Genomic DNA, 16,812 nt, shown 5'->3' with positions numbered 1-16,812 from the left:
CCGCGCATGCCGAAACTCAAGCCTGAATCGATGGCGGCGCGCCGTGACGAGATCCTGCAGGCCGCTGAAATCTGCTTCGCGCGCCAGGGTTTCCACCAAACCACGATCGCCGACGTGATCGCGCAATCCGGTTTGAGCGCGGGCTGCATCTACGGTCATTTCGCCGGCAAGGAGCAGCTCATTCAGGCGATCGGCGAGCATCGCCATGCCCGCGACGCGGCGTTGCTCGCCGTAGCGCGCGACAGCTCCGATCCGCTGGACGCATTGCGCGCCATCGCGCGCGCGTCGCTTGCCGACATGCAGAAGGACGAGGGCCTGCGCAGCCGTCGCATTGCGCTGCAGCTCTGGGCCGAGGCGCTGCGGGACGACGCCATCCGCGGCCAGGTGACCGACGGCGTTCGCAAGCCCGTCGCGCTGATTGCCGAGTTGCTGCAGCGCGGCCAGCGGCTCGGTCTCATCGACCGGGCCGTCAATGCGCGCAGCATGGCCCGCACGATGGTCGCGATGTTTCAGGGCTTCGTGCTGCAGCGGCTCTGGGGTGAGCCGTTCTCGCCGTCCGAGGCGATGGCGAGCTTCGAGGTGCTGCTGTCGGGCCTGGCGCCGCGGCGATGAGGGGCACCGATCGTCTCCAACAGCGTAGGGCGGGTCGGCGCGATGGATGTCATTGAACTCATCGGCGGTCTCGGCACCGGATTGGTCGGCGGCTTCACCTCGGGGCTGCTCGGCGTCACGCCCGGAGGCGGGCTCGTCGTGTTCGCGGTCGTCCTGCTCGGAGCCGAGCAGCACGCCGCGCAGGGCCTCTCGCTGGTCGCGCAGATCCCACCGACCAGCGCAGCCGGCATCAGGCGCTATTGGGACAGCGGAAGCCGGGTGACCGCGGCGGTGCTGCTCTGGCTCGGCGTGGGGTTCCTGGTCGGCGGCGTCATCGGCGCGCTGATGGCGAACTGGGCGACGGCCGCGGTGCTGCAATGGTCATATGTAGTGTACCTGCTGCTGCTCGATGCCCTGCTGCTGCGCCGGCGGCCGGCGAAGGAGTCCGCCGAAGCAGGCGGAGCTGCGCCGGAGCCGGGTCGAGCGGCGCTGCTGGCGGTGGGCTGCGCGGCGGGCGTGTCCTCAGGGTTTCTCGGGATCGGCGGCGGCCTGGCCACGGTGGTGGGCTTGAGCGCGGTGCTCGGCATGGCGCAGCACCGGGCGCAGATGATCAGCCTGGCGCTGACGATGGTCCCTACGACACTTCCATCAGCCTGGGTCTACTGGCGGCACGGCGCCATGCCGGCCTGGCCCGTTCTCGTCGCGGTGATCGTCGGCCTTGTAGTCGGTACCGACATCGGCGCACGCTTGGCCAACCGCGTTCCACCGGAACGGTTGCGCGTCCTGCTGGTCGGCTTCGTGTCGCTGATGGCCGTCTGCATGACGCTCAAGGCGCTCGGATGAGCCGTTCGCCTTACGTCGCCTGTTTGCGCGAGGCTGCGTAGACGCCGCTCAGCACCAGGGCGAAGCCGATGACGTGAAAGACCTGCGGCTGCTCACCGAGGAAGACGAAGGCCATGATCGAGCCGAACACCGGCACGACGTGGAAGAACGGCGCGGCGCGGTTGGCGCCGATCAGCAGCACGCCGCGATTGAAGCAGAGATAGGCGATCGTCGACGGAAAGATCGCGACATAGAGGAGCGACAGCAGGTTCTGGGTGTCGAGCGCCATCACCGGGCGCGTGTTGAGCTCCCAGATCAACAGCGGAATCAGGCTCGCCGCGCCGCAGCCGAAGGTGAAGGCGACCATCGAAAGGCCGTGAATCTGCGGCCGCTTGATGGACAGCACCGAGTAGAAGCCGAACACCGCCAAGGCGACCAGGAAGATCAGATCGCCCTTGTTGAAGCTGATCTCGGCGAGCGCAGCCGGATGGCCGCGGGTCAGGATCAGCAGTACGCCTGCGAGCGACAGCACGATGCCGATCGCCTGCGCCAGCGTCAGGTGCACGCGCAGCAGCACCATCGACCAGAGAGCCACGATCAGCGGCCCGCCGGATTGCAGCAGCAGCGTATTGAGGGCCTGGGTGTATTCGAGCGACCAGTATTGCAGCGTATTGAACGCGCCGATGCCGGTCACCGACAGTGCGATCATGATGCCGAGCTTGGAGCGGATCGCCGGCCAGTCCTGGCGAAGCTGCTTCCAGGCCAGCGGCAGAACGATCAGAAAGGCCATTGACCAGCGCAGGAACGACAGTGTCACCGGCGGGATGTGACCGGCCGCGAGACGGCCGACGACGGCATTGCCGGCCCAGCACAGCGCCGTGATGCTGAGCAGCACATAGGGCTGGTTGGCGATCCAGGCGCGTGCTGGCGCTGGGGACGCTGTGGGATCGGCGGCAGACATGCGGTGTTGGCCCCGGTTCGTACGCCCTGGGCATCCGGCCCGGTCATTCCGGCCGCTGGTCCTCCCCGGCCTCGTCGAGAGACACCAATTGCAGCTGCCCATCAAGAGGGCAGATGCATCGCGACCATGCAGCGGTGGCGGTCATCAACGTCGGTGATGATGCCGCCGGTGAGATCGTCGAGCCCCGGATCGCACGGCGATCGATTTGAGTTGCTCCGCGCAGACGAGATAGGCGGCAACGAGCGCCGCGATCGCAGCCAACATGGTGAGCGGCGGCGCGACGAAGCCGAACCATGCGCCCGCCGGCGTGAACGGCACGACCATTGCGACGCCCAATGCGATCAGCGACGACGCCGTCAGCATCGGATCGGCGCGGTTGCTCCAGGGACGTCCGTTGGTCCTGATGATGAAGATCACGAGGATCTGCGTCGCCATGGATTCCAGGAACCAGGCGGTGCGGAACTCGTCAGGCGTTTCCTGGAACAGATAGAGCAGCGCGCCGAAGGTGAGGAAGTCGAACAGCGACGACAACGGGCCCATGATGGCGGCGAAGCGCAGCAGCCGCTTCATGTCCCAGCGCTGCGGACGCGCGGTCGCCTGCGGGCTCACGCGGTCGAACGGGATGCCGAGTTCCGACAGATCGTAGAGCAGGTTGTTGAGCAGGATCTGCGTCGGCAGCATCGGCAGGAACGGCAGCATGATCGAGGCGACCGCCATCGACAGCATGTTGCCGAAATTCGAGCTCGCGCCCATGCGCACGTATTTCAGGATATTGGCGAAGGTGCGCCGCCCTTCCTCGACGCCATCGGCGACGACCTCGAGGTCGGAGGCGAGCAGGATCATGTCGGCAGCTGCCTGCGCCACGCCGGTCGCGCCATCGACGGACAGGCCGATATCCGCCACCTTCAGCGCCGGCGCGTCATTGATGCCGTCGCCGAGAAAGCCGACGACCTCGCCCGAGGCCTGCAGCGCCTTGACGATGCGCGACTTCTGATCCGGCGCGAGCCGGCCGAACGCATCGGCCGAGCGCACCTGCACGGCCAGTGCATCGTCGCTGAGCTCGGCGATGTCGCTGCCGGACAGCACGCGATCCGCCTTCAGCCCGACCAGGCCGGCGAGGCGTTTCACGACGACTGGATCATCGCCGGAGAGGATCTTCAACGCGATGCCGGCGCGCGCGAGCTGGGCGATCGCTGCGGCCGCGGTTGGCTTGGGCGGATCAGCGAACGCGCACAGGCCCTCGAAGATCAGCTCCTGCTCGTCGTCAGTCTCGATTTCGCGGGCAGCGCCGGTCCAGGGTTTCGAGGCGATCGCGACGGTGCGCAGCCCCTCGCGCGCCAGCGCGTGAACGCGCGCGCGCATCTCGTCGCGAGCCGTGTCATCGATTGCCGCGATCGTGCTGCCCTGCCGTTGCTGCGTGCAGAGTTCGATGACGGCCTCCGGCGCACCCTTCACGATCAGGATCTGATCCTCTCCGCGGAGGGCCAGCACCGAGCCGAGCCGGCGTGAGAAGTCGAAGGTCTGCTGGCCACCGAGCGTCCATCCGGCCGCTGCGTGATCCGCACCTGCAATGAGCGCGGTATCGAGCGAGCCGCGGTCGCCGCCGAGTGCGGCCGCAATGGCGCCGAGCTCCGCCGCGCGCGAATGGTCGCTGCCGTCGGGTGCGATGCTGCGCGCGAGCGTGATCTCCGCCGAGGTCAGCGTTCCCGTCTTGTCGGTGCACAGCACCGACATCGCGCCGAGATCGTGAATCGCCGCGAGCCGCTTCACGATCACCTTGCGCTTGGCCATGCGCAGCGCGCCGCGGGACAGCGTCACCGTCGTGATCATCGGCAACAGCTCGGGCGTCAGTCCGACCGCGAGCGCCACCGAGAACAACAGCGAGTCGAGCACGTCGCGGCCGAACACGACGCGGACTGCGAGCACGATCAGCACCAGCGCCAGCGTGAGCCGCGCAATGACGAGGCCGAATTCGTGCAGGTCGCGCTCGAACGGCGTGCGCGCCTGCGCTTCCGCCAGCGCCGCGGCGGCCGCACCGAACATCGTGTTAGGTCCGGTGTTGACGACGAGGGCGACCGCCTCGCCGGTCTGCGCGACCGAGCCGCGGAACAGCGCGTTCGAGGTGTCGTTCTCATCGCTCGCGACGCCGGCCTGCTTGGTCACGGGATAGGGCTCGCCCGTGAGCGCGGCCTCGCCGGCGGTGAAAGCCTTGGATTCGAGGATCAGCGCATCGGCCGGAACGATGTCGCCGGCGCGCACGCGCAGGACATCGCCAGGCACGACCATGTCGACGTCGATCTCGCGATAGGCGCCATCGCGTTTGACCTCGGCCTTCAAGGCGACGGAGCGTCGCAGCTCCTCGGCGGCCTTGACGGCATGTCCCTCCTGAACGGTATCGAGGCCGATCGACAGTGTCAGGATGAGAACGATGATCGCGCCGCCGATCGCGTCTCCTGTCGCCATCGAGATGATGCCCGCGACCAGCAGGATGAGAGACAGCGGCTCGAGCAAGCGGCGAAGCACGGCGCGAAGCGGACCAACGACGTGCGACGGCGTATCGGCATTGCGGCCGTAGCCCAGGAGCCGTTGCGCAGCCTCGGTTTCGCCCAGGCCGTTGAGGTCGCAGCCCAGCGCTTCACAGGATTGCGCGGGAGAGAGGCGCCAGAACTTGTGCAGGACGGAGGTGGTGTCAGCGGTCACGTGCGCCCGTTCATGTTCGTGGACAAGGTTTCATGGCCATCATGCCTGATTTGCATGAACGATCGCTCCGCGGTTGACCTAGCGCAACATCCTGAGGGGGTGACGGCCTAGGTTGCGGACAACGCGCCGTGGGGCTGACGGTCGCACGTTCACGAGGACGAGATCCCGCCCGGTCCCGCCGGGCGCTCTGTAAGACGGACATGGTCGATCAAGCCGCAGCCCTCCCGCGTCAGAGCAGCAAATCCTTGCCGAAGGTGTGGTCCGCGCTTCTGGCGCATCGCTGGTTCATTCTCGCGGTCGTCCTGGTGTTCGGCCTCAGTGGCTGGCAGAGCGCGCGCGTCCTGATCGGTCCGGCGGTTGTCGTCGATCAGGTCAAGCGCGGCGACTTGGTCGAGACCGTGGTCGCCAGCGGCCATGTCGAGACGCCGTTTCGCGTCGAGATCGGCAGCCAGATCACCGGCACGGTCGATGAGGTCCTCGTGCTCGAAGGTCAGCGCGTGACCAAGGGCCAGCCGCTGATCTCGCTGGAATCGCGCGAGCTGAAGGCCGCGGTGGTCCAGGCACAAGGGCAGGTGGCGCAGGCCGAGGCGCGGATGCGCCAGCTCGCCGAGCTGACCTTGCCGTCGGCCAAGGAGGCACTGCGCCAGGCGCAGGCGACCCTGCTCAACGCGCAGCAGACCTATGATCGCACCTCGCAGCTGACCAGCAACGGCTATGCGACGCGAGCGTCTCTCGATGAAGCCCAGAAGACCCTCGACATCGCGCTGGCGCAGAAGCGCGCCGCCGAATTCCAGGTGTTCACCGCGAGCCCCGGCGGCAGCGACTACGTCATGGCCGAGACGCAGCTGAACCAGGCCCGCGCCACGCTCGACACCGCGCAGTCGCGGCTCGGCTACGCGACGATCTCGGCGCCTCGTGACGGCGTGCTGATCACGCGCAACGTCGAGAAGGGTACTGTTGCGCAGCCCGGCAAGGCGCTGCTGGTGCTGGCTCCATCAGGCGACGTGCAACTCGTGCTGCAGATCGACGAGCGCAACCTCGGCAAGCTGTCGCTGGGCCAGACGGCGTTGGCCTCGGCCGACGCCTATCCCGACAAGCGCTTCCCTGCCGTTCTCAGCTACATCAATCCTGGTGTCGATCTCTCGCGCGCCTCGGTGCAGGTCAAGCTGACGATCAAGGACCCGCCCGACTATCTGCGCCAGGACATGACCGTGTCGGTCGACATCGAGATCGCCTCCCGCAAGGACACGCTGGAGCTGCCGGTGCGCTCGGTTCATGATCTCACCTCCGGCCAGCCCTGGGTGCTCGGCGAGAAGGACGGCCGCGCGGTCAAGCGGCCTGTCCGCGCCGGCATCCGGGGCAACAGCCATGTCGAGATCGTCGATGGACTGAGCGTCGGCGACATCGCGATCCCCGCAAGCTCCGGCCTGATGACCGGGCAGCGTTTCCGTCCGGTGCTGCCGTGAACCGTTGGCTGCCGTTCGAGTGGATCGCGGCCGTGCGCTTCCTGCGCGAAGGACGGCTGCAGACCCTGTTCATCATCGGCGGCATCGCGATCGGCGTCGCCGTCATCGTGTTCATGTCGGCCATGCTGGCGGGTCTCGAGGCCAACTTCATCAAGCGCGTGCTGACCTCGCAGCCGCAGATCCAGCTGCTGACACCGGATCAGGTCGCGCGTCCGCTGCGCAACGGCAACGGCGTGATCGAGGACGCCACCGTGCAGCGGCCGAGCCAGCGCGTGATCTCGATCGACCAATGGCCGAAGATCCGCGCCCAGATGCTGGCGATGCCGGAGATCACCGCAGTGTCGCCGACCATCTCGGGCTCGGCGCTCGCCATTCGCGGCGACGCCAGCCGCGCCGTGACGCTGTCCGGCATCGAGCCGGAGAGCTATTTCACGATCGTGCGGGTGCCGGATTACATCGTCGCCGGCGAGCCGCGGCTGACCAGCGAGGACATCATCATCGGCATAGAGCTGGCGAAGGACCTCGGCGCCGTGGTGGGTGACAAGCTCAACGTCCAGGCCGCCTCCGGCGCCAACCGCGTGCTGACCATCACCGGGCTTGTCGACCTCGGCAATAAGGGCGTCAACCTGCGTGCCGCCTATGTCGCGCTGCGCACGGCGCAGTCGCTGCTCGGCATGATCGGCGGCGTCACCACCATCGACATCACTGTGCAGGACATCTACGCGGCCGAGGACATCGCGCAGCGGATCCAGGCCGCCAATCTCGTCAAGGCCGACAGCTGGATCAAGACCAATGCGCAGTTCTTCACCGCGGTGCGCGCGCAGGAGACCTCAAACACGTTGATCCGCGTGTTCGTCGCGATGTCGGTCGCCTTCGGCATCGCGGCCGTGCTGATCGTGTCGGTGATCCAGCGATCCAAGGAGATCGGCATCCTCAGGGCGATGGGTACCTCGCGTGGCCAGATCCTGCGCGTGTTCCTGCTGCAGGGCGGGCTGCTTGGCTTCATCGGCTCGCTGTTCGGCGCCGCGCTGGGCGCGGGTGCGCTGATCTACTGGCACGCGGTCCAGCGCCAGGCGGATGGATCGGAGTTGTTTCCGCTGATTCTCGAGCGTCGCCTGTTCGTCCTCACGGCCTTGCTCGCGACCGTGACAGGACTCCTCGCCGCGACCGCGCCGGCGTTGCGCGCGGCCAAGCTCGATCCGGTGGTGGCGATCCGTGGCTGAGGAAATCCTGCGGCTGGAAAAGGTGTGCAAGGCCTACAATGTCGGCCTGCCGACCGAGACGGAGGTGCTGCATGACATCGATCTGGAGGTCGATCGCGGCGAGTTTGTCGCGCTGATCGGCCCATCGGGCTCGGGCAAGAGCACACTGCTCAACATCGTCGGCCTGCTGGATCGTCCGACCTCGGGCCGGTTGACGATCAAGGGCCATGATACGGCGTCGCTTTCCGACACCGAGTTGACCCATCTGCGCGGCCACACCATCGGCTTCATCTTCCAGTCGCACCTGCTGATCTCCGCCTTCACGGCCAAGGAGAACGTGATGATGCCGCTCCTGGTCGAACGCGGCTTTCCGAGTCCGGAAATCGAGGCGCAGGCCGGCAAGCTGCTCGACCAGGTCGGTCTGTCGAAGTTCGCCGGTCATCTCGCGAGCAACATGTCGGGCGGCCAGCAGCAGCGTGTTGCGGTGGCCCGGGCCTTGGCGATGAACCCGGATCTGGTGCTGGCGGACGAGCCGACCGGCAATCTCGATACCAAGTCTGCCGAGGCCGTGTTCGATCTGATGCGCGAGGTCAACCGAACCGTCGGCACCAGCTTCCTGCTCGTCACCCACAACCTCGACCTGGCACGCCGCTGTGACCGCATCATTGAGGTTGTCGACGGACGTATCCAGACCTGAGCCCCTGCTGATGGCGCGTCGGGCCGAGACCGCGGCTTCGACCGTAGATTCGCCGCCGTTCGAGTCCTCAATGCAATGGCCTGGATCAACGCGTCGTCAGAAGCGCGGGGCCGGGTAGTCCGATCCGCAGCCGGGGCGGCATGAAATTTTGGGGCTTATCAAAGGCTTGGTGGCGCTGTTGTGTGCTCCGAGGGCCCGTTCTTGCTTGCCTAGCCCGGCCGCTTCCTTTATCCGGTGGGGCGCCTCGCAAGCGAGCGGTTCCGGCCGCCTTTTCGGCTGGGCGCATGGTTGGCCTGGCCGGCCCCTCTTCGGAACCGATCTCATCCGAGTCGATCGTGCTGTTTTGGATTTTGGCAGAGGAAAGAGCTGCGAATGGCTAACGTGGTCGTCGTCGGCGCCCAATGGGGTGACGAGGGGAAGGGCAAGATCGTCGATTGGCTGTCGGAGCAGGCCGACATCGTCGTGCGCTTCCAGGGCGGCCACAACGCCGGCCATACGCTGGTGATCAATGGCGCGACCTACAAGCTGGCGCTGCTGCCGTCGGGCGTGCTGCGCGCGGGCAAGCTGTCGGTGATCGGCAATGGCGTCGTATTCGATCCGCAGGCCTTTCTGGACGAGGTTGGCAAGCTCCAGGCGCAGGGACTGACCATCAGCCCAGACAATCTGCGCGTCGCCGAGAACGTCACCCTGATCCTGCCGCTGCACCGTGAGCTCGATGCGCTCCGCGAATCTGCCAGCGCTGCGACCGCCATCGGCACCACCCGTCGCGGCATCGGCCCTGCCTATGAGGACAAGGTCGGCCGTCGTGCCATTCGCCTGATGGATCTCGCCGATCTCGATACGCTGCCGCACAAGATCGATCGCCTGCTTGCCCATCACAACGCTCTGCGTCGCGGGCTCGGCCTGGAGCCGATCGATGGCAACGTCATTCTGAACGAGCTGACCGCGCTGGCGCCGAAGCTGCTGCCTTATACCGAGACGGTGTGGCGGCTGCTCGACATCAAGCGCCGCGAGGGCAAGCGCCTGTTGTTCGAAGGCGCGCAAGGCGCGCTGCTCGACGTCGACCATGGCACCTATCCCTACGTGACCTCGTCCAACACGGTGGCGGCCCAGGCCGCGACCGGCGCAGGCCTCGGCCCGGGCGCGATCGGCTACGTGCTCGGCCTGTGCAAGGCCTACACGACCCGGGTCGGCCAGGGACCTTTTCCCACCGAGCAGGACAACGAAATCGGCCGCAAGATCGGCGAGCGTGGTCGTGAGTTCGGAACGAACACCGGTCGGCCGCGTCGTTGCGGCTGGTTCGATGCGGTCCTGGTTCGCCAGGCGGTGCGGACCTGCGGCATTAACGGTCTTGCCCTGACCAAGCTGGACATTCTCGATGGTTTCGACACCATCGAGGTCTGCACCGGCTACAGGCTGGACGGCAAGGAGATCGATCATTTCCCGGCAGGCGAGGGCGCACAGGCTCGGGTTGAACCGATCTACGAGACGATCGAAGGTTGGAAGCAGCCGACGGCGAACGCCCGCTCCTGGGCCGATCTGCCGGCGCAGGCCATCAAATACGTCCGGCGCATCGAGGAACTGGTGGGTTGTCCGATCGCGCTGCTTTCCACCAGCCCCGAACGCGAGGATACTATTCTGGTCCAGAATCCCTTCGAGGCGTGACGGGATCCGACAGCGAAGCGCGCGAATTGAGTTGATATGGCCGACTACTACCCGCTGATAGCCCGTGCCATTGCCGGATTGGACCCCAACGCTCCCGGGGAAAGCCGGCGCGCGCTCTACGAGCGGGCGCGGGCGGCCTTGATCGCGCAATTGCGCAGCGTCCAGCCGCCGCTCAGCGAGTCCGAGATCACGCGCGAACGGCTGTCGCTCGAGGAGGCCGTTCGCAAGGTCGAGGCGGAAGCCGCCCAGCGTGCCCGCGAAGCGCAGCGCGCCTCCAGCGGTGCCGCTCGTCCAGGCGACGCGTTGCGGCGGGCCGGCGCGCGCAGTCCCGATGCGCCGAGCGCGCCCGCTGCACAGCCAAGCGCCGCGCCGGAGCAGGCGGCAACTCCCAAGCCTCGGCCAGCCGCAGCGCCCGTTGCTGCACGCGCCGATCGTGCGCCGCCCACTCCCGAGCCGACCGACCGGCCGGCTCGTTCTGCCCGGCCGGAGACGCCGGCTGCCGCCGCGGCGCCGGTGGTGCCGCCGCGCCCCCAACCGCCGCCGCCCGCTCCGGCGGATGCCCCGCTGCCGGGGCGTGACCGCCCGGCTGCTCCGCGCCGCGGTCAGGACAACAACGGTGCTGCTGTCCCGCCGCCGTCGATGCGCGGCTTCCGCGACATCACCGCCGATGTCGATGATCTCGGCAAGGCCACCGCGCAGGCCAACCGCGCCGCCCGCAAGACCTACGCCAACGTTCCGGCGACCGACCTCGACCGGCTCGAGGATGACGACGACAGGCCGCCACTGCCCACCGAACCGGCATATTCGTATGACGAATCGGTCCAGGAGGCCGAACGGTACGCGGTGCCGGCGACATCGACCCGTCAGCGCGCGAGTGCCGAGCGCGAGGTCAAGAAGAAGCCGGAGCGCAGCGGCTCGGCCTTTCCGTTCAAGATTGCGATCGCGGTCGGCATGGTGCTGATCCTGATCGGTGCCGGTCTTCTGTGGGGCCGGCCGCTGATCGGTACGGTTTCGGGCCTGTTCAAGTCGACCTCCACGGTCGAGACGCCCAAGGACACCGGCGCGCCGCTCACCAAGCCGAAGATCACCGACCGCGTCGGCCAGGCGCCGTCCGCGGACCAGATCGCTCCGGTGGCCCAGAAGGTCGTGCTCTATGACGAGGATCCGGCCGATCCGAAGGGCAAGCAGTATCTCGGCTCGGTGGTCTGGCGCACCGAGCAGATCAAGGCGACGGGCACGCAGAAGGCCGACATCGCGGTGCGTGCGGACATCGAGATTCCCGACCGCAAGTTCAAGATGACGATGTCGTTCCGCCGCAATACCGATACGTCGCTGCCGGCGAGCCATACCGCCGAGTTGACCTTCATCCTGCCGCAGGACTTCGCGGGCGGCGGTGTCGGCAATGTGCCCGGCATCCTGATGAAGTCCAACGAGCAGTCGCGCGGCACGCCGCTGGCCGGCCTCGCGGTCAAGGTGACCGACGGCTTCTTCCTGGTCGGCCTGTCCAACGTCGACGCCGACCGGAGCCGCAATGTGCAGCTGCTGAAGGAGCGCTCCTGGTTCGACGTTCCGCTGGTCTATTCCAACCAGCGCCGCGCGATCATCGCGATCGAGAAGGGGGCGCCGGGCGAGCGCGCCTTCAACGACGCCTTCGCGATTTGGGGTGACTGACCGAGCGGCAGGGCTTCGTTGGTTCGGCGGATCGGCGAGGCAGGAGGTTTGGCATGAAGCGTTATCTGATCTTCGTCGCCGTCGGCCCGGCGCTGGGCGGCTTCGCGCTGCTCCTGGTCACCACTTACTTGTCGGGCTATTGGACCGAAACCAATCCGGCTGAGGTGGCCAAGCTGTTCAAGGTGTTCGTCACCTCGCTGCAATACAGCTATCTGTTCGGCTTCCTGCCGGCGCTCATGATCTGCGCGATCGACGACATCCTGTTTCACGTCCGCCGCATTCCGCCGGTCCTGCGCATGCTGATCGTCGGCGGCATCGCCTTCCTGCTCGCCGGCTTCAACTATGCCTCGCACGGCTCCGAATATGGCGCCGTGCAGTGGATCCTGTACGGTCTGGTCGGCTTCATTCCGGCGACGGTGTCATCGTGGCTGGTGCACAGATTCGTCGACGAGTCGCAACCGGCGGTCGTCACCGATCCGCCGGCTGCGTAGCAGCCCAGCCTATCTTCCGTTGCCGCGGCAGCGGCCGCCGGGTCCGATATGGAAGCCGCGCGGGCAGGCGTGAGCCGCCGGATTGGCGTAGTTGCGCAGGCATCCGCCATAAGGGCCGCGATGCCAGCCCGGGCCGCAGCCGCCGGCAACCTGGATCACCGCGGGCTGCGATCCGGCGGTGATGGGTGCCAGCGGCATGGCTGATGCGCCGGCGGTCAGAGCTCCCAGGAGCAGGGCGCTGGCGATGATGATTCGCATCGATGGTCTCCGTCGTGTGAGTAAGGTCGCCGTGATCCGGATTAGCCGCCCGCCGCGAAGGCGATGCCGGCGCGCACTTCGGCGATCGCCTGATCGATCAGCCCCATGGCGCGCTCGCGATGCCCGCCCTTGTTGGGGGTGGCCTGGGCCAGTTCTGCACGCGCCGATTGCAGGAGCGTGATCGTTTGGGTCATGTGCGGCTGCGCGCCGACGGCATAGCCGATCCCGATGCCGATCGTGAGGGCGGCGCCGAGGCCGAGCTTTCGGGCAGCGGAAGACAATCTCATTTCATTCCCTCCTTGCACTCTTGGCTGTCGACTTGAAGGTCGCGGTCCGCACGGCAGCGTGCGTCCATCCGCATCGCTAGTTGAACCCCTGGCCGCTGTCTTGGACTAATCGGCATTGACGGGCGCACGATTTGGACTGGACGGCGCTCTCGCGCGCGTAGTGATGCTCTTTGCTCATTTGGATCGCCGTTCATCCTTCGACTGACACATTGATCGCGTTGCTTCTGATATCCGCTGCCTCGGGGTCCGATTTCGATGACCATCGTCAGGAAGATGCTTTCGACCGACATGCTGCCGAGCGGGCTCGACGACCGGCAACGCTTCTTGTGCTTTGCGGAATTGTTCGAGCATTTCTCCAACACCGGTGAGCTCGATCCCGCTGAAGACGTGCCGTTTCGCGCTGCAATGAATGCGATCCACATCGGCACGACGTTGCTTGGCCGCTGCGACGGCACCTTCACCACAGTGCGGCGCGAACGCCGCCAGGTGCTCGCGACCAATGACGACCGCTACTGCCTGGCGCGCAACACCGGCAGCCGCGAGGCCATGGTCGTCCATCGCGGACGGGAGTTCTCGTTGCGGCCCGGCGCGATGGTGCTGCTCAAGCTCGACGAGCCGTTCTTCAGCGCCGACGGCGCGAACCACAAGCGCTTCGTCAACGTGCATCTGCCGATGATGACGCTGCGCTCGATGGTGCCCGACGTCGATGATCTCGTCGGACGCGAACTGGAGCCGGGCGGGGCGCTCTCGCTCGCGATGGATTACAGCGAGCTGCTGCTCGCCCGTCCCGTGGCCGCCGACGAGGCCGGCACGGCCGTCGCGCAGCACCTGCTCGATCTGGTGGCGCTCGGTCTCGGCTTGCGCGGCGAAATGATGCTGAAGGCCCGCCGCGGCGGCCTGCGCAGCGTGCGGCTGAGCGGCGTGCTGGCGATCCTGAACCGGCGTTTCAGCGAACCGGATTTCTCGGCGCAAAAGCTCGCACTGGAGGCCGGCCTGTCCGAGCGCTACGTCAACGACCTGCTCCACGAGGCTGGCGCCGGCTTCTCCGCCCGCGTCACCGAATTGCGCCTGCGCAAGGCGATGGACCTGCTGTCGAGGGACGCACGGCGCGTCAGCGATATCGCTTTTGCCTGCGGCTTCAACGACCTGTCCTATTTCAACCGCTGCTTCCGGCGCCGCTTCGGGCTGACGCCAACCGGCGCGAGAGGACGATAGACGAGAACAAGGCCCGGCGGCGGTTCGACGCAACTTGTGCCCGGGGCTGCGCGTTGCCATGTCATGGCTATGCAAGACCAGATGTCCACCTCGCCCCGCCGTGCCTCCGGACGCGCCTCGCAGGCGCATTTCGATGCCAAGGAGGCGCGCGGGCCGATCATCGACCAGGACGGGCGCGAGATCCCGCAGGGTCCGTTCCAGTCGTCGTTCAACGGCGCCTTTACAGGCCCCGGCGGCGTGCGATTCGACTTCAACACGGCCAACCCGTTCGGCAACCTGACCCGCGAGCAGCGCATCGCCCGACTCGAGGCGGTGGCGAAGCTGCTCGACGTCGCCTTCGTGCTGCCGGGCACCAACATCCGCTACGGCATCGATGGCATCATCGGCCTGATCCCGGTGGTCGGCGACCTCATCGCGACCGCGCTGTCGCTGTGGCTGGTGCGCGAGGCCCGCGCGCTCGGTGCGCCCTGGCACGTCATCACCCGCATGCTCGGCAACGTCGCGGTCGAGGGGGTGATCGGCATGGTGCCGGTGGCCGGCGATGCCTTCGACGTGCTGTTCCGCGCCAACATGCGCAACGCCAAGATCCTGCGGCGGTGGCTGGATACGCAGCCGCGCTGAGGGGCGGCAAAAGCCGATAAAAGGACCCCCATAAAAAAACTGCCCCGCACTGGGCGGGGCAGGGTGTCGTCTGGTTGGCTGGCTGCCGTCAGGCCGCATCGGCGTCTTGCGCCTTGTCGGCCGCGCGACGCGGCAGCGGAAACGCCTCGCTCTCATACAGGGTGCGGATGCCGTTCTGGTCGAACCGGGCCTCCTCGACCTGCAGATAGGCGCCATTCAGCGAGTCCGCCGGCAACTCCTCCATGGCGAATTGCACGGCTTCCGCCGCGGTGCCGAACCGCCGATAGGCAAAGCCCGCCCGCTTCTTCTTGCGAATCGCAGCGGGAAACAGTTCGGCGGAGGTGTTGAAGTTGAACGGACGCAGTGGACGCATGGTCTGAGACCTCTTCTTGTCGGCAAAAAAGCGCTGACGCGAGCTTTCGAACGATCAAGCTTGGCAATGACGCCAGCGATTGCGGGTGTGGAGGGCGCTAGTTTGCCGCTCCAGGCGGCCCGGCCCTGCATGTCAGTTACAGTGCCTAATATAGGCCGATTTGACAGAAATGCGAATCCTGCCCAGTCACATCGTAAATCACGGCTGGTTCCAGCGGAAATGAAATATCTTTCCTTTTCAATAACTTGACGGATCTGCAACTTGCGAATGAAGGGGAAGCCGGTTCGCGTTGCAAAAATCTCGCTCGTTAGGGCTGATTTTGGCTGCCGCCGGCGGCCCGGCCAAGGCGCGCCGGCCGCCCGGTACCGTCAGTGACGGCCCGGGGGCCCACGGGTCAGCGCGGCTTCAGCTTGAGTGCCGCGGAGTTGATGCAGTAGCGCAGTCCGGTCGGCCCGGGCCCGTCCGGAAACACGTGGCCGAGATGGCCCGAGCATTTCGAGCACAGCACCTCGGTCCGGACCATGCCGTGGGTCCTGTCGGTCTCCTCGTCGATATGACTCTCCGTCGCCGGCTGGGTGAAGCTGGGCCAGCCGCAGCCGGAATCGAACTTGGCATCGGATTCGAACAGCGTCTGGCCGCAGCCGGCGCATACGTAGGTCCCAGGGCGATGCTCATGCTCGTACTCGCCAGAGAAGGGACGCTCGGTCGCCTTCTCGCGCAGCACGGCGTACTGCATCGGGGTCAGCTCCTTGCGCCACTCCGCCTCGCTCTTGACGACCTTGTCGCCCGTCTTGGTGTCGCTCATGTCAGCTCCTCCGGCGGACCCGATTGATCCGCCCCCTGTCATTGTCGTTTCTGGCCCGGCGCGCCCCAGTGGGGCGCCTCAGTTGGTCACCTTGGCGTCGCGGACCAGCGTCGGCTTGTCGATGTAGTTCTCGGCGAAGATCTTCTTCAGATTGTCGATCTTCGGCAGGTCGTTATAGGCAATATAGGGCTGGCTCGGGTGCAGCGTCAGGTAGTCCTGGTGATAGTCCTCGGCCGGGTAGAACGCCTCGAGCTTGCCGATCTTGGTGACGATCGGCTTGCCGAACACCTTGGCCTTGTCGAGCTGGGCGATGTAGGCCTCCGCCACCTTCTTCTGCGCCTCCGACGTGGTGAAGATCGCCGAGCGATATTGCGGTCCGGAGTCCGGGCCCTGGCGGTTGAGCTGGGTCGGATCGTGCACGACCGAGAAGAAGATCTGCAGGATCTTGCCGTAGGAGACCTTCTTCGGGTCGAACTTGATCTGGACCGATTCGGCGTGGCCGGTGCTGCCGCTGGAGACCGTGCGGTAGTCGGCCGTCGCCTTGGTGCCGCCGGCATAGCCGGACACCGCGCTGACCACGCCCGCGGTGTGCTGGTAGACGCCCTGGACACCCCAGAAGCAGCCGCCGGCGACGACCGCGGTTTCCAATCCATCGCCAACCGGCTGATCTTGGGCCGGAGGCGGGATCACGACGGCCTCCTCGGCGGCGGCATGCAGCGGCTGCCAGGCCAGGAGACCGGCGGCGGCGACGACGCCGATGACGGCCGTCTTGACGAAAAGGGAGCGGGTGAGGCGCATGTTCGGATCCTCGTTGGGTGGTTGTCTCGTTTCGCCGGACCGGGAACACTGGCCCGGAGCGGCCTTCACCGCAAGATACGTTGCCTCCCCGGCGACGTTACGGGGGCGGTCACACGACTGCGTGAACGCCTGAACGCCTTCGCCATCCCCCTTCCACGCTGGCCTCGGCCGAACCCTAACGATATTCGT

At 66.6% G+C, this 16,812-nt stretch carries 17 protein-coding genes; 10 read left to right on the top strand and 7 right to left on the bottom strand.

Features of this window, described 5'->3' with window-relative positions; genetic code table 11:
- Positions 1 to 6: 6 nt before the first annotated feature.
- Positions 7 to 612, top strand: coding sequence for a TetR/AcrR family transcriptional regulator (locus ACQR1I_RS25675; protein WP_434869487.1), 606 nt, complete (start codon positions 7 to 9; stop codon positions 610 to 612).
- Between the two features lie 42 nt (positions 613 to 654).
- Positions 655 to 1,434 (top strand): sulfite exporter TauE/SafE family protein, encoded by a 780-nt coding sequence (locus tag ACQR1I_RS25670; RefSeq protein ID WP_434869488.1) that lies wholly within the window; start codon positions 655 to 657, stop codon positions 1,432 to 1,434.
- 10 nt (positions 1,435 to 1,444) lie between these two features.
- Here the strand turns inward: ACQR1I_RS25670 and ACQR1I_RS25665 are convergent, their stop codons facing one another.
- Complete coding sequence (locus tag ACQR1I_RS25665) at positions 1,445 to 2,374, bottom strand: DMT family transporter (RefSeq protein ID WP_434869489.1); 930 nt, start codon at positions 2,372 to 2,374, stop codon at positions 1,445 to 1,447.
- A gap of 144 nt (positions 2,375 to 2,518) precedes the next feature.
- The gene (mgtA, locus tag ACQR1I_RS25660; RefSeq protein ID WP_434869490.1) at positions 2,519 to 5,074 is read right to left on the bottom strand and encodes a magnesium-translocating P-type ATPase; all 2,556 of its coding nucleotides are present in this window, start codon (positions 5,072 to 5,074) and stop codon (positions 2,519 to 2,521) included.
- A gap of 200 nt (positions 5,075 to 5,274) precedes the next feature.
- Between mgtA and ACQR1I_RS25655 the strand changes: the two genes are divergently transcribed.
- From ACQR1I_RS25655 to ACQR1I_RS25630, 6 genes are all read left to right on the top strand, one after another.
- Positions 5,275 to 6,540, top strand: coding sequence for an efflux RND transporter periplasmic adaptor subunit (locus ACQR1I_RS25655; protein WP_434869491.1), 1,266 nt, complete (start codon positions 5,275 to 5,277; stop codon positions 6,538 to 6,540).
- Entirely contained in the window at positions 6,537 to 7,763 is a 1,227-nt protein-coding gene (locus tag ACQR1I_RS25650) for an ABC transporter permease (protein WP_434869492.1), read from the top strand. The genes ACQR1I_RS25655 and ACQR1I_RS25650 overlap by 4 nt, the downstream gene beginning before the upstream one ends.
- Positions 7,756 to 8,439, top strand: coding sequence for an ABC transporter ATP-binding protein (locus ACQR1I_RS25645; RefSeq protein WP_434869493.1), 684 nt, complete (start codon positions 7,756 to 7,758; stop codon positions 8,437 to 8,439). The genes ACQR1I_RS25650 and ACQR1I_RS25645 overlap by 8 nt, the downstream gene beginning before the upstream one ends.
- A 372-nt stretch (positions 8,440 to 8,811) precedes the next feature.
- Complete coding sequence (locus ACQR1I_RS25640; RefSeq protein WP_434869494.1) at positions 8,812 to 10,104, top strand: adenylosuccinate synthase; 1,293 nt, start codon at positions 8,812 to 8,814, stop codon at positions 10,102 to 10,104.
- 36 nt (positions 10,105 to 10,140) lie between these two features.
- Complete coding sequence (locus ACQR1I_RS25635; protein ID WP_434869495.1) at positions 10,141 to 11,775, top strand: hypothetical protein; 1,635 nt, start codon at positions 10,141 to 10,143, stop codon at positions 11,773 to 11,775.
- Between the two features lie 53 nt (positions 11,776 to 11,828).
- The gene (locus ACQR1I_RS25630; RefSeq protein ID WP_434869496.1) at positions 11,829 to 12,266 is read left to right on the top strand and encodes a DUF5413 family protein; all 438 of its coding nucleotides are present in this window, start codon (positions 11,829 to 11,831) and stop codon (positions 12,264 to 12,266) included.
- A gap of 9 nt (positions 12,267 to 12,275) precedes the next feature.
- Here the strand turns inward: ACQR1I_RS25630 and ACQR1I_RS25625 are convergent, their stop codons facing one another.
- Positions 12,276 to 12,524, bottom strand: coding sequence for a GCG_CRPN prefix-to-repeats domain-containing protein (locus ACQR1I_RS25625; protein ID WP_434869497.1), 249 nt, complete (start codon positions 12,522 to 12,524; stop codon positions 12,276 to 12,278).
- Positions 12,525 to 12,565: 41 nt separating this feature from the next.
- Positions 12,566 to 12,811, bottom strand: a complete 246-nt coding sequence (locus tag ACQR1I_RS25620; RefSeq protein ID WP_434869498.1) for a hypothetical protein — start codon at positions 12,809 to 12,811, stop codon at positions 12,566 to 12,568.
- A 255-nt stretch (positions 12,812 to 13,066) separates the two neighbouring features.
- Between ACQR1I_RS25620 and ACQR1I_RS25615 the strand changes: the two genes are divergently transcribed.
- Both ACQR1I_RS25615 and ACQR1I_RS25610 read left to right on the top strand, forming a co-directional pair.
- Positions 13,067 to 14,026: an AraC family transcriptional regulator gene (locus ACQR1I_RS25615; RefSeq protein ID WP_434869499.1), complete on the top strand. Its 960-nt coding sequence runs from the start codon at positions 13,067 to 13,069 to the stop codon at positions 14,024 to 14,026.
- 69 nt (positions 14,027 to 14,095) lie between these two features.
- On the top strand, positions 14,096 to 14,647 hold the full coding sequence (locus ACQR1I_RS25610; protein ID WP_434869557.1) for a DUF4112 domain-containing protein: 552 nt from the start codon (positions 14,096 to 14,098) through the stop codon (positions 14,645 to 14,647).
- Positions 14,648 to 14,735: 88 nt separating this feature from the next.
- On the opposite strand, the gene ACQR1I_RS25605 is transcribed toward ACQR1I_RS25610, so the two are convergent.
- The 3 genes from ACQR1I_RS25605 to msrA form a co-directional block, all read right to left on the bottom strand.
- On the bottom strand, positions 14,736 to 15,020 hold the full coding sequence (locus tag ACQR1I_RS25605; RefSeq protein ID WP_434869500.1) for a hypothetical protein: 285 nt from the start codon (positions 15,018 to 15,020) through the stop codon (positions 14,736 to 14,738).
- A 394-nt stretch (positions 15,021 to 15,414) separates the two neighbouring features.
- Positions 15,415 to 15,825: a peptide-methionine (R)-S-oxide reductase MsrB gene (gene msrB / locus ACQR1I_RS25600; protein WP_434869501.1), complete on the bottom strand. Its 411-nt coding sequence runs from the start codon at positions 15,823 to 15,825 to the stop codon at positions 15,415 to 15,417.
- A gap of 78 nt (positions 15,826 to 15,903) precedes the next feature.
- Entirely contained in the window at positions 15,904 to 16,623 is a 720-nt protein-coding gene (gene msrA / locus ACQR1I_RS25595; protein WP_434869502.1) for a peptide-methionine (S)-S-oxide reductase MsrA, read from the bottom strand.
- Positions 16,624 to 16,812: the final 189 nt, after the last annotated feature.

Origin of the sequence: Bradyrhizobium sp. HKCCYLS2038, assembly GCF_051167655.1 — a bacterium.
Classification (GTDB): Bacteria; Pseudomonadota; Alphaproteobacteria; order Rhizobiales; family Xanthobacteraceae; genus Bradyrhizobium.
Note: the sequence above shows the minus strand (reverse complement) of the source record. Positions and strands in the feature narration are given on the sequence as shown.